At 66.1% G+C, this 13,130-nt stretch carries 9 protein-coding genes; 3 read left to right on the top strand and 6 right to left on the bottom strand.

The genetic code is table 11. The features are described from left to right. Positions 1-83: 83 nt before the first annotated feature. From V2B31_RS17365 to V2B31_RS17355, 3 genes are all read right to left on the bottom strand, one after another. Positions 84-1,349, bottom strand: coding sequence for a glutamate-5-semialdehyde dehydrogenase (locus V2B31_RS17365; RefSeq protein WP_328280862.1), 1,266 nt, complete (start codon positions 1,347-1,349; stop codon positions 84-86). Positions 1,350-1,598: 249 nt separating this feature from the next. Beyond that, positions 1,599-2,228: a class I SAM-dependent methyltransferase gene (locus V2B31_RS17360; RefSeq protein WP_328280861.1), complete on the bottom strand. Its 630-nt coding sequence runs from the start codon at positions 2,226-2,228 to the stop codon at positions 1,599-1,601. 125 nt (positions 2,229-2,353) lie between these two features. Next, the gene (locus tag V2B31_RS17355) at positions 2,354-4,648 is read right to left on the bottom strand and encodes a CDC48 family AAA ATPase (RefSeq protein WP_328280860.1); all 2,295 of its coding nucleotides are present in this window, start codon (positions 4,646-4,648) and stop codon (positions 2,354-2,356) included. Positions 4,649-4,984: 336 nt separating this feature from the next. Here V2B31_RS17355 and V2B31_RS17350 point away from each other — a divergent pair, with 336 nt between their 5' ends. Together V2B31_RS17350 and V2B31_RS17345 are read left to right on the top strand one after the other, a co-directional pair. Then, positions 4,985-5,863, top strand: coding sequence for a LysR substrate-binding domain-containing protein (locus V2B31_RS17350; RefSeq protein ID WP_328280858.1), 879 nt, complete (start codon positions 4,985-4,987; stop codon positions 5,861-5,863). A 57-nt stretch (positions 5,864-5,920) separates the two neighbouring features. Further along, the gene (locus V2B31_RS17345) at positions 5,921-7,075 is read left to right on the top strand and encodes a GGDEF domain-containing protein (protein ID WP_328280856.1); all 1,155 of its coding nucleotides are present in this window, start codon (positions 5,921-5,923) and stop codon (positions 7,073-7,075) included. A 173-nt stretch (positions 7,076-7,248) separates the two neighbouring features. Here V2B31_RS17345 and V2B31_RS17340 read toward each other — a convergent pair whose 3' ends face one another. Continuing rightward, the gene (locus V2B31_RS17340; protein WP_328280854.1) at positions 7,249-7,920 is read right to left on the bottom strand and encodes a glutathione S-transferase family protein; all 672 of its coding nucleotides are present in this window, start codon (positions 7,918-7,920) and stop codon (positions 7,249-7,251) included. Between the two features lie 186 nt (positions 7,921-8,106). On the opposite strand from V2B31_RS17340, the gene acs reads away from it, so the two are divergent. Further along, entirely contained in the window at positions 8,107-10,050 is a 1,944-nt protein-coding gene (gene acs / locus V2B31_RS17335; RefSeq protein WP_328280852.1) for an acetate--CoA ligase, read from the top strand. A 514-nt stretch (positions 10,051-10,564) separates the two neighbouring features. On the opposite strand, the gene V2B31_RS17330 is transcribed toward acs, so the two are convergent. Then, the gene (locus tag V2B31_RS17330) at positions 10,565-11,773 is read right to left on the bottom strand and encodes a UbiH/UbiF/VisC/COQ6 family ubiquinone biosynthesis hydroxylase (protein WP_328280850.1); all 1,209 of its coding nucleotides are present in this window, start codon (positions 11,771-11,773) and stop codon (positions 10,565-10,567) included. A gap of 253 nt (positions 11,774-12,026) precedes the next feature. Next, positions 12,027-13,118, bottom strand: coding sequence for a branched-chain amino acid aminotransferase (locus tag V2B31_RS17325; protein ID WP_328280848.1), 1,092 nt, complete (start codon positions 13,116-13,118; stop codon positions 12,027-12,029). Positions 13,119-13,130 lie beyond the last annotated feature (12 nt).

Genomic DNA, 13,130 nt, shown 5'->3' with positions numbered 1-13,130 from the left:
CGAAGGCTGGCATCTCTCTTTTCTTCGGTCCTGGCGCGAACAGAAGAAGGGAGATCCCAGCCTACGCTGGGATGACGGTGGTTTCAAGGCCGCACCTGCCCCGTCCCCCGCACGATCCACTTATAGGTCGTCAGCCCCTCCAGCGCCACAGGCCCGCGCGCATGGAGCCGCCCGGTCGAAATGCCGATTTCCGCCCCCAGCCCGAACTCGCCGCCATCGGCGAACTGCGTCGAGGCGTTCCACATCACGATCGCGCTGTCGACCGCGTTCAGGAAATGCTCGGCGGTCGCCGCATCGTCGGTGATGATCGCGTCGGTATGGTGGCTCGCATGAGCCGCGATATGCGCGATCGCCCCGTCCACCCCATCGACCTGCGCCACCGACACGATCGCGTCGAGATATTCGGTGTCCCAATCCTCGTCCGCCGCCGCGCTCACCCGCGCGTCCATCGCCTGCACGCCGGCGTCGCCGCGCACTTCGCAGCCCGCGTCGAGCAATGCCGCCACGATCGACGCGCCTTCGCTAAAAGCCCGGTCGATCAGCACCGTTTCGGTCGCGCCGCAAATGCCGGTACGGCGCATCTTGGCGTTCACCACCAGGCTGCGCGCCATCGCCGGATCGGCCGCAGCATCGACATAGCTGTGGTTGATCCCGTCGAGATGCGCCAGCACCGGCACCCGCGCTTCCTCCTGCACCCGCGCCACCAGGCTCTTGCCCCCGCGCGGCACGATCAGATCGACGAACTCGGCGGCTTTCAGCAGCGCGCCCACCGCCGCACGGTCGGTCGTCGGCACCAGTTGCACCGCTTCGGCGGGCAGGCCAGCGGCGATAATCCCCTCGATCATCGCGGCATGGATGGCGCGGTTGCTTTCCTTCGCCTCGCTGCCGCCGCGCAGGATCACCGCATTGCCCGCGCGCAGGCACAAGGCCGCCGCGTCTGCCGTCACATTGGGCCGGCTTTCGTAGATGATGCCGATCACGCCCAGCGGCACCCGCACCCGGCTGAGTTCGAGGCCATTGGGCCGGACGATCGTGTCGATCACGCTGCCCAGCGGATTGGGCAGCGTCGCCACCTGCTCCACGCCTGCCGCCGCGCCCGCGATCCGCCCCTCGTCCAGCTTCAGCCGGTCGAGCATCGCGCGCGACAGGCCGTTGGCGGCGGCATTTTCCATGTCGCGGGCATTGGCGGCGATGATCGCCGGCGCATGGTCCCGCACCGCCTGCGCGGCGCGGCGCAAAGCGTCGGCCTTCTGCGCGTCGCTCGCCTGCGCCAGCACGGCGGCGGCGGCGCGCGCCCGCGCGCCGAGCGTCGCGATCAGCATTTCGGGGGTCTGGGTCAGGTCGTTCATGGAAAAGGTCTCGCCGGAATGGATCGAGCCGCGCCTTAGCATGAAAGCGATCCGCGACAAACGGGCTCCGCCGCCAAAGGTTCGACGGCCGGATCATGGGTCGCGAATGATCCGGCCGCCGGTGGGCGAACTGCTCCGCCTCGCCCTCGTCCTATCGAGTCCGCATCGCATCTACATACCCTATACGGGGTAGGGATGCGGCCTTTTTTTCATGACAATTCCGTAACAAAAGCGGCGGCGCCAGCCCGATCAGGCCGCCTGCGCCAGCTCTTCCTCCCGCGTCGCGCGGATCATCCGGCACGGCGGGATGTTGCGCCATTCCATCGCGTCGGAAATCTCGCCGAACAGCGGGCGCAGCAGCCGCATCACGAATCGCGAATATTGGTAGATCAGGAACGATCCGCCCGGCCGCAGCGCCGCCTTGGTCTCGGCGCAAATCTGCGCGCCGACGCCATCGGGCAGGGTCGAAAAAGGAATGCCCGACAGCACATAATCCGCCTCGACATGGCCCGCTTCCCGGATGAAGCGCCGCACGTCGGCCGCCGACCCATGGACCACCCGCAGCCGGGGATCGGCGATATGCGCCTCCAGCCAGGCCACGAAATCGGGGTTCAGGTCGATCGCGATCAGCATGGCGTCGGCGGGCAGCCGGTCCAGGATCGACCGGGTGAAGGTGCCCACCCCCGGCCCATATTCCACGAACAGCCGGGTCGATCGCCAGTCCACCTGATCCAGCATCCGGTCGACCAGCACGGCCGAGGACGGGATGACCGACCCGATCATGCCGGGATGCCGCACGAACTGACGGAAGAAGAGCGACCATTGGCTCCAGAATGACCCCGCGACATTATCATGCTTTTTCAGTGGAATGGAGGCCATCAACGCTCGCCTATTCTCTCGTGTCAAAATGCTGCGCATGGTCGTGCCGGGCGGCGATCGTCTTTGCAACAGACTTGTCATAAACACAGGAGGGACGGATGGGTTCATCCGCCGCCACCCGTTCCTCATCCTTCCCGGTCGCGCGATCGGACCATGCCCGGCGCGATGAAGCCGATCGGCGACACTTCCATCGCCCGCTGCTTCAGCTGCGACTGGATCTGCTCATATTCGCGCTCCATCTCCGGCGTCACCGACGCGCGCGTATCTTTGAGCGCCTCCTCGAAATGCGCCTGGGTCACCTTGTCGACGCTCAGCGACTGGCGCAGCGCGACGAGCCCGGCCCGCCGCACCAGATCCTCCAGGTCCGCGCCGGTGAACCGCTCGGTCTCGCGCGCCAGATAGTCGAGATCGACATCGTCGCCCAAGGGCATCTTGCCGGTATGGATGCCAAGGATGCGCCGCCGCCCGGCCTCGTCGGGCACCGGCACATAGATCAATTCATCGAACCGCCCCGGCCGCAACAGCGCCGGATCGACCAGAGTCGGCCGGTTGGTCGCGCCGATCACGACGACGGACTGCAATTCCTCCAGCCCATCCATCTCCGCCAGGATGGTGTTCACCACCCGCTCGGTCACCGCCGGCTCGCCCAGCCCCCCGCCGCGCGCGGGGACCAGGCTGTCCAGCTCGTCGATGAAGATGACCGTGGGCGCCACCTGCCGCGCCCGCGCGAAGAGGCGGGCGATCTGCTGCTCGCTCTCCCCATACCATTTGCTGAGGAGATCGCTCGATTTGGTCGCGATGAAATTGGCCTGCGCCTCGCGCGCCACCGCCTTCGCCAGCAATGTCTTGCCGGTGCCGGGCGGACCGTAGAGCAGAAAGCCCTTGGCTGGACGGATGCCGATGCGGCGAAAGGCGTCGGGGTCTTTGAGCGGCAGTTCGACCCCTTCCTTCAGGCGCATCTGTGCCTCGTCCAGCCCGCCGATATCGGACCAGCCGATATTGGGCGCCTGCACCATCACTTCGCGCATCGCCGAAGGCTGGACCCGCTTGATCGCGGACATGAAGTCTTCGCGCGTGACCGACAATTCCTCCAGCACATCCTGGGGAATCGTCCCTTCCTCCAGATTGAGGCGCGGCATGAACCGGCGCACCGTCTCGATCGCCGCCTCACGGCTCAGCGCCGCCAGGTCCGCGCCGACAAAGCCGTAGGTCATGCGCGCCAGTTCGGACAGGTCCACCTTGTCGCCCAGCGGCATCCCGCGAGTATGGATGCCCAAAATCTCGCGCCGTCCGCGCTCGTCGGGGACGCCGACGATGATCTCGCGGTCAAAGCGGCCCGGCCGCCGCAGCGCCTCGTCGATCGCTTCGGGCCGGTTGGTCGCCGCGATCACCACCAGATTGGCGCGCGGCTCCAGCCCGTCCATCAGCGTCAGCAACTGCGCGACCAGCCTTTTCTCGGTCTCGCCGGTCACATTGCCGCGTTTGGGCGCGATCGAATCGATCTCGTCGATGAACAGGATCGAGGGCGCGGACTTGCTCGCCGCCTCGAATATCTCGCGCAGCTGCTTTTCCGACTCGCCATAGGCGGAGCCCATGATTTCCGGCCCGTTGATGAGGAAGAATTCCGCCTCCGCCTCATTGGCGACGGCGCGGGCGAGGCGCGTCTTGCCCGTCCCCGGCGGCCCGTGGAGCAGCACCCCCTTGGGCGGATCGACCCCCAGCCGCTCGAACAGTTCGGGGTAGCGCAGCGGCAGCTCCACCATCTCGCGCAGCTGGTCGATCGTGTCGGCCATGCCGCCGACATCGTCATAGGTGACGTCGGCGCGGCGCAGCTCGCGCGGCTCCTCATATTCGGCGCGCAGCTCGACCTCGGTGTCGCCGTCGATGTGCACCACCCCCTTGGGCGTAGTCGATACGACCACCAGCCGGATTTCCTGGAGCGCATAGGCCGGCGCGGCCAGCATCTGGCGCAGCTGCGGCGGCATGTCCGTGGGCGGCACCTGCTGCTGCCCGGCGGTCGCGACGATATCCCCGGCGGCGAGCGGCCGCTGGAAGAAGACGCGCTTCAGCGCATCGGGATTGCCCTGGAGCCGCAGGTTATTTTGTGCAGGCGCGAACACCACCCGTTGCGCCGGGCGCGGCTCGATCTTGGCGATCTGGACGAAATCGCCCGACCCGACGCCGGCATTGGCGCGCTGGAGCCCGTCGAGCCGCAGCACGTCCAGCCCCTCATCCTCCTTATAGGGCCGCACCACCCGCGCGGAGGTCGACCGCTTGCCGATAATCTCCACAACATCGCCCTCGGCCAGATGCAGCTCCGCCATCACGGCGAGCGGCAAGCGCGCAAGTCCGCGCCCCGCATCCTCCGGCCGCGCATTGGCCACCTGTATCTTCCGTCCGGTCTTGTCCTGATCGGCCACGCATCGTCCCCGTCTTTGTCGCTCCGTAACGAGATAGGGAACGCGGCAGCGATCGGAAAGACCCTTGGGCAGGCGATAACATGGGACAAAAAAAGGGCCGGCAAAATGCCGGCCCGGAAAGTTTTAGGAGAGGATGCCTGAAAGGCAGTTCCTATATGCGTTGCAACGTGAAATATTGCAAGTGCGAAAGAAGATGACTGATTGCAAAAATTGCATCTTGCCATTTTGCCCGATTTCCTGCTCTTTAGGGGCAGGATGCTTGGAACCGGGCTGCGCGCCGTTCGATAAAGAGAATTGACGCGGCGCAGCGGATCGGGTTCGGACGATAGACGGAATATGCGCAGATTGCCGCCCCTCACGGCCCTTGAGGCCTTTGTTCAGGTCGCGCGCCTCGGCTCGGTCAAGGCGGCCGCGGAGGAGCTTGCGCTGTCGACTCCGGCGCTCAGCCGGCGCGTCCAGGCGCTCGAACGCTTCATCGGCCGCCCTTTGTTTGATCGCAAGCATCAGGCCTTGGAGATCAACGCCGACGGCCAGCGCCTGCTGGACGATATCGCCCCGGCGCTCGATTCGCTCAGCCTCGCGCTTGAAAATATCCAGAGCGGCGGCAACCAGCTTCGCCTGCGCCTCGCGGTCATGCCGCTCTTCGCCACCCAGCGATTATTCCCGCACCTCGGCAAGCTCAGGCAACAGCATCCGCAGCTCCATATCGACATCGAAACCACGCCCCATGCCGTCGCGCGCCTCGGCGAAGGGCTCGACGCCGCGATCGTCCTGTCGAAGGACATCGATCCTGCCCTCTACGCCCACCAGCTCGATCATGAGGAAGTCTATCTGATCGGCCGGCGCGAACTGCTGGAGGGGCCGCACGCCCTCACCAGCCCGGAGGAGCTGGCGCAGCAGACGGTCCTGCTCCACCGCGACATGGCGCTCTCCTTCGACGCCTGGAAGGAAGCGGCGGGGTTGCCCGACCTGCAACCGCTCGCGATCGACAATTATGATTCGGGCCAATTGATGCTGGAGGCCGCCGCACAGGGCCTTGGCGTCGCGGTCATGCACGCCAGCCATTATGAACAGGCGGGCGATCCGCGCCTCGTGCGGCTCTTCCCGATCCACGTCGACAGCCCCTATCGCTATTTCTTCGTGTGCCGCCCCCGCGCGCTCCAGACCCGCGCGGTGCGCATCTTCCGCGACTGGCTGGTCGCCGCCGACATCTGACGCGGAAATTTCCATCCGCGCGCTTAACCTCGTTTCCGCGCCGCCGTATTAAGGGGCATGACCGGGGGAACAACCATATCCGCTAGCCCGCAACATGGGCTGACCGACCGTCTGGCGCGCTGGGCGCGCGGCCTGTCGGGCCGATCCGAAGAGGATCAGGAGACAGATACGCAGCGACCCCGCTCCGGCAGCGCCTCCAGCCGCGAAATCAACCGCCGCCGCCAGCTTTATGCCGATATCGGCGACTTCCTCTTCGCCCATGACCTCGATCTCACCCCGATCAACTTCAGCGTCGCGCTCGATTATCTGACCGGCGCCAATATCGGCGTCGAAAAGGCAATCCGCGCCGTGATGATGGAGCGCGGCAAGATCACCAACGGCTGGATCGAAACGCTCGCGGCCGAACAGCGCAGTGACGAAGTCACCCCCGACTCGCTCGCCGCCATGCTCGACAAGGTCGAGGAAAATCTGAGCACCTTCACCGGGCTCATGCACGAATCCCGCAACTCGGCGAAAAGCTACGGCGCCGCGCTCCAGGAAGAAGCGAAGGAACTGGAAGGGCGCGACGGCGAGCCGGTGCTCGCCCGCCTCGTCGGCCTCACCCGCTCGATGGTCGAAAAGACCCGCCAGGTCGAAGGCCAGCTACGCGAAAATCAGAAGCAGACCCAGGCGCTCAAGTCGAGCCTAGAAAATGCCCGCCGCGCCGCCGAGCATGACCATCTGACCGGCCTGCCCAACCGCCGCGCCTTTGAAGGCGTGCTGCGCGAAGAGGTGAAAGCGGCGCAGGAAAATGGCGAAATGCTCTCGGTCGCCTTTTGCGACATCGATCATTTCAAGAATATCAATGACACCCACGGCCATGACACGGGCGACCGGGTGCTGAAATTCGTCGCCGGCTTGCTCGCCAAAGCGTCCAACGACCGCTGCCATGTCGCGCGCCATGGCGGCGAGGAATTTGTGATGCTGTTCCGCGGCAAGAGCGCCGCCGACACTTGCAAGGCGGTGGACGACGTGCGCGAGGATCTTGCCGGCCGCAGCCTCGTCAACCGCACCAATGGCGAGCGGATGGAGCGGGTGAGTTTCTCCGCCGGCGTCGCCAACGTGCTCGCCTTCGACGATCCGCGCGCCGCCCTCAAGGCCGCCGACCGCGCCCTCTACCTCGCCAAGGAACATGGCCGCAACCGCGTCTATCTGGCAGCGGAGACTGACTGACCGTTCTAGAGCGCCGAGCGCCAAACCCGAACCCCCTCCGTTCGGTTCGACTAGTCTTCGAGCGCAGTCGAGAAGGCGTATCGAGAACGCTTGCACCATCCTTCTCGACTGACGGTTCTCGACTTCGCTCGAACCTGCTCGAAGCGAACGGATCAGATTGAACGCGCAATGATCTAAAAATCCGGCTTCTCATAATGGGGCGGCGGGGTGATGACCTCCATCCGCTCCGACAGCAGCGGGCGGAAGGACGGACGCGACTTGAACCCGGCATACCAGCGCTTGACCGGCTCATGCCCGGCCCAGTCGATCCCGCCGAGATAATCCGCGACCGACAGATGCGCCGCCGCCGCGATATCGGCCAGGCTCAGCGTCCCACCCGCCATCCAGCTGCGATGGTCGAGCAGATAGTCCATATAATCCATATGGACGTTCGCCCGCTTCATCGCCTCGCGCAGCACGCGCGCGTCGGGCGGCGCGCGCTCGATCAGGCGCTTCTTCATCCGCTCGTGCAGCAGCGGGCCGACCACGTCGCCATAGAAATTCTGGTCGAAAAAGGCGGTCAGCCGCCGCACTTCCGCCCGCCCCGCCGCCGTGCCGGAAATCAGCGGAAATTTCTCCACCGTCTCCTCGAAATATTCGCAGATCGCCTGGCTGTCGATCAGCGTCACGCCCTTCTCCTGTTCGACCATGACCGGCGTGGTGCCGGCGGGGTTCAGGTCCAGAAACTCGTCCCGCATCGCCCAGGGCGATTCGCGGATCAGATCATAACCGATCCCCTTTTCGCCCAGCAGCAGCCGGACCTTGCGGGAAAAGGGGCAGAGCGGGAATTGATAGAGCAACCACATAGGCGATCCCTGTTAGGCGCGCGGGGCTGAAGGGGAAAGCCGCAAAATGTCGTTCCGAGCGCGAGGCGCATAAGGCGGGCGATCGCGCCCCTTCGCCATGATAAACGGCATGTTGCACCCTTCCGAACCGGCTATCGGGGCGATAGAAGAGCCGCCAAACTGGTTGCGCGATGGAAAGGATGCCCGATGTCTGACGATTATTTCCCGGTGCCGGGCGCATGGGCCAGCGAGGCGCTGATGGACCGCGCGGCCCGCGACGCCGATTATCGCCGCTCGATCGAGGATTCGCACGCTTATTGGCTCGACCGGGCAAAGCGGCTCGACTGGATCAAAGCCCCCACCCTCACCAACCAAAGCAGCTTCGCCGAAGCCGATTTCGGCGTCCGCTGGTTCGCCGACGGCGTCCTCAACGTCAGCGCCAACTGCATCGACCGGCACCTTTCCGAACGCGCCGATCAGATCGCGATCCTCTGGGAGCCCGACGCCCCCGACGCACCCACGCGGTCCTACACCTACGCGCAAGTGCATGAGCAGGTCTGCCGCCTGGCCAATGTCCTCAAGGGCGCGGGCGCGAAGAAGGGCGACCGCATCACCGTCTATATGCCGATGATCCCGGAGGCTGCCTTCGCCCTCCTCGCCTGCGCCCGGATCGGCGCGATCCATTCGGTCGTGTTCGGCGGCTTCTCGCCTGAAGCCCTCGCCGGCCGCATCCAGGATTGCGATTCGACCTTCGTCATCACCGCCGACGAAGGCTGCCGCGCCGGCAGGAAAGTCCCGCTCAAGACCAATGTCGACGCCGCGCTCAAGGACTGCCCCGGCGTCAGGACGGTGCTGGTGGTGAAAGCCACCGGCGGCGACATCGCGATGCAGCCGGGCCGCGACCTCTGGCTGCACGAGGAAGCGGCCAAGGTCGCCGCCGACTGCCCGCCCGAGCCGATGAACGCCGAAGACCCGCTCTTCATCCTCTACACGTCGGGATCGACGGGGAAGCCCAAGGGCGTGCTGCACACCACCGGCGGCTATCTGCTCTGGGCCAGCCTCACCCACCAACTCTGCTTCGATTATCGCCCCGGCGACATCTACTGGTGCGCCGCCGACATCGGCTGGGTCACGGGGCACAGCTATATCGTCTACGGCCCGCTGGCGAACGGCGCGACGACCTTGATGTACGAAGGCGTCCCCAACTGGCCCACCCCAAGCCGTATCTGGGAAGTGGTGGACAAGCACCAGGTCCAGACCATCTTCACCGCCCCCACGGCGCTCCGCGCGCTGATGAAGGAGGGCGACGATTATGTGACCCGCACCAGCCGTAAGTCGCTCCGCCTGCTCGGCACGGTCGGCGAACCGATCAACCCGGAGGCATGGCGCTGGTATCATCATGTCGTCGGCGAGGATCGCTGCCCGATCATCGACACCTGGTGGCAGACGGAGACCGGCGCGGCGATGATCGCACCGATGCCGGGCGCCACCGACTTGAAGCCCGGCTCCGCCACCCTGCCGATGCCCGGCGTCGTGCCGCAGATCGTCGATAGCGAGGGCAAGGTGCTGGACGGCGCGGCCGAGGGCAATCTCGTCATCGCGCAAAGCTGGCCGGGTCAGATGCGCACCGTCTGGGGCGATCATGACCGCTTCTTCCAGACCTATTTCACCACCTTCCCCGGCAAATATACCACCGGCGACGGCGCGCGCCGCGACGCGGACGGCTATTACTGGATCACCGGCCGCGTCGATGACGTCATCAACGTCTCGGGCCACCGCATGGGCACCGCCGAAGTCGAAAGCGCGCTCGTGCTGCACGAGGCCGTGGCGGAGGCCGCCGTCGTCGGCTTCCCGCATGACGTCAAGGGCCAGGGCATCTACGCCTATGTGACCTTGAACAGCGGCGAGGAACCGAGCGACGCCCTGCGCGCCACCCTCGTCAAATGGGTCCGCACCGAAATCGGCCCGATCGCCACCCCCGACGCGATCCAGTTCGCCCCCGGCCTCCCCAAGACACGCAGCGGCAAGATCATGCGCCGCATCCTCCGCAAGATCGCGGAAGGCGAGGTGTCGGCGCAGGCGCTGGGGGATACGAGCACGCTCGCCGACCCGTCGGTGGTGGACAATCTGGTGGAGAACCGGGTGGGGTGAAAGGTCGCGCGGCCGCAACGGGCCAGCGATCTCCGGTTGAATTTAGCCCTCAGATCGTGTATCTGTGCGTTTCTGCCAAAGTCACACTTCGACTTTCGTTACAGAACCCCCGGCACGGCAATGACGGGGGTTCGCTCGTTTGGGGACGCGCGGCAACGCGCCCCCGCCCGTCGCCCAACCTGTGATGACCCTGACTCATCTCCCCTCCCCGGCGGGGAGGGGGCGGGGGAGGGGGAGCGAGGCGAAGCCGAGCGTCCACGCTGTCGTTGGTACACCCCCCACCCGGCCTCCCCCTCAAGGGGGAGGGGCCTTGTAGGTCACGATCATTGCAGGTTGGTATTATTTGGAGCGCGAAACCTCTACAATCTTGAGAACCAAGGTCGCGAAGGCGAACATCGCCCCAAGGGCGATGCCGACTTCTGCCAAATTCACAACTTCTACTCCTTTCGGTACGCGGCGCTATTGCCGCGCATCCGGATTAGGAGATGTCGCCGCCCACTTCCATTAAACCTTTTCAGACCATCTCGCCCGCCAGCAGCTTGGGCAGCGCGCCGGATTGCCCCCGCGCCTCCGCCATGAAGCGGTTCTTGAGCGGGGTCGCGCGCTGCACCGCCGCCAGCCCCGCGCGGCGCACCAGCGAGGGCAGCTTGCCCGGCACGTCGAACAGCCGCACCAGACCGTCCATCGCCACGCTGGTCATCATCGCGTCCAGCCCGCGCCAGCGCTGATACCGGGCCAGCAACTGCGCGTCGCCCGGATCGAGCCCCAATCGCATCCCGTCCACCAGCACCTCCACCAGCGCAGCGACATCGCGGAAGCCCAGATTCACCCCCTGCCCCGCGATCGGATGAATCGCGTGCGCACTGTCCCCCACCAGCGCCAGGCGCGTATCGGTGATCCGCGCCGCATGGTGGAAGCCCAGCGGATAGGAGGATCGCGGCCCCGCCAGTTTGATCTCGCCCAGAAATCCGCCGATCCGCTTCTGCGCTTCGGCGAGCCAGGCGCGCTCGCCCAGCTTCAGCATCGCCGGCGCCTGATCGGTCGGCACCGTCCATACCACGGCGGACCGGGTGCCCGGCAGCATCGGCAGCAGCGCGAAAGGGCCGCCGACATAGAAAATCTCGTAGGCGGTGTTGGCGTGCGGCACCTCATGGTCGATCGCCGTCACCATGGCGGTATGTTTATACTGCCAGCGCGTCGTGCGGATGCCCGCCGCCTCGCGCGTCGGGCTGTTCCGCCCTTCCGCCGCCACCAGCAAAGCCCCGCCGATCGTCGCCCCGCTCGCCAGCGTCAGCGTCACGCCATCGGCGTTGCGATCCACATGCACCGCCCGGTCGGGCTGGAAGATGGTGAGATTCTCGGCCTCCGCCGCCGTCCGCGCCAGCGCCACGCGCAGGTCGCGATTAGGCACCATCACCCCCATCACCCCGTCGTCGCTATCCGGCGCGAAATCGAGCGCGCCCGGTTCCAGCCCGTCGCTCACCCAGATGCGGTCGATCGGGCAGCCCTTGCCCTCCAGATGCGGCGCGACGCCGATCGCGCGCATCATCGCGAGGCTGGTCGAGCTGATCGCCGACACCCGCCCGTCGAACCCGGCGGCGGTGGTCGCGACCGGATCGGCCGGATCGATGACGGCGCAGCGCACCCCATGGCTGGACAGAGCGATGCCAAGCGTCAGCCCGACCAGCCCCGCCCCCAATATCACGACGTCGTAGCGTTCCATGGCCGCTTATCTAGGGAGCGACTGCCGAATTGGGAAGCACCCCGACGCCCGGCCTGCCCGAAAGGTCAGAGCTGCGCCCCCCCCGATCGTCATCCCCGCGACCCGAAGGGCGACCGAAGGTCAACGCGGGGATCCATCTCCTACGCTATCCTCTGGGCGAAAGGTCGGGAGATGGATTCCCGCCTTCGCGGGAATGACGAAAAAGTGAGAGTCGTAGGCGTAACACCCCAAACGGAAAGCTAACGGGAAGGACTCAAACCCGCCGCACCCACCCCGCCGGATCGGCCACCGTTCCCCGCTGGATACCCGTCAACTCACCCCGCAGCGCCTCGGTCACCAGCCCCCCATCGCCATTGCCGATGGTGAAGTCGCCGCCCGCGCTCTTCACCGTGCCGATCGCCGTCACCACTGCCGCCGTGCCGCAGGCGAAGGCTTCGCGCAGCTTCCCGCTCGCCGCGTCGTCGCGCCATTGCGCGAAGCTGTAGCGCTCCTCGCGCACATCATGCCCCTTGGAGCGCGCCAGGCTGATGATCGAATCGCGGGTGATGCCGGGCAGGATCGTCCCCCCCAGCGGCGGCGTCACGATCGAGCCATCCTCCATCACGAAGAAGACGTTCATGCCGCCCAGTTCCTCGACCCACTTATTCTCGGCGGCGTCGAGAAAGACGACCTGGTCGCACCCGTGCGATATCGCCTCCTTCTGCGCGACGAGGCTCGCGGCATAATTGCCGCCGCACTTGGCCGCGCCCGTCCCGCCCCGCGCCGCGCGGGTGAAATGCTCGGACACCCACAGGGTCACCGCCTTCTTGCCGCCCTTGAAATAGGCGCCGGCGGGCGAAGCGATCACGCAGAATATATATTCGTTGGACGGCCGCACGCCGAGGAAGGTCTCGCTCGCGAACAGGAAGGGGCGCAGATACAGGCTGCCCTCGCCGCCCGGAATCCAGTCGGCGTCGATCTTCACCAATTCCTCGCACGCCTCCAGGAAGATGTCCTCGGGCAACACCGGCATCGCCAGCCGCTCGGCCGACGCGGCGAAGCGGCGGGCATTCTCCTCCGGGCGGAACATGGCGATGCTGCCATCCTCCAGCCGGTATGCTTTCATCCCCTCGAAAATCTCCTGCGCATAATGGAGCACCGCGCAGGCCGGATCGAGCTGGAACGGCGCGCGCGGCTCGACCTTGTGGCTGTGCCAGCCCTGCCCTTCGGTGTAGCGGATCGTCACCATATGGTCGGTGAACAGCCGTCCGAAGCCGGGATCGGTGAGCAGGATCGCGCGCTGGTCGGCCGCGACAGCCTGGCTGTTGCGGGTGACGGTGAAGCGCGGCGTCTGCTCAGCGGCCATGGTGAGTCTCCT

This window comes from Sphingobium sp. (assembly GCF_036170395.1).
GTDB lineage: Bacteria > Pseudomonadota > Alphaproteobacteria > Sphingomonadales > Sphingomonadaceae > Sphingobium.
Note: the sequence above shows the minus strand (reverse complement) of the source record. Positions and strands in the feature narration are given on the sequence as shown.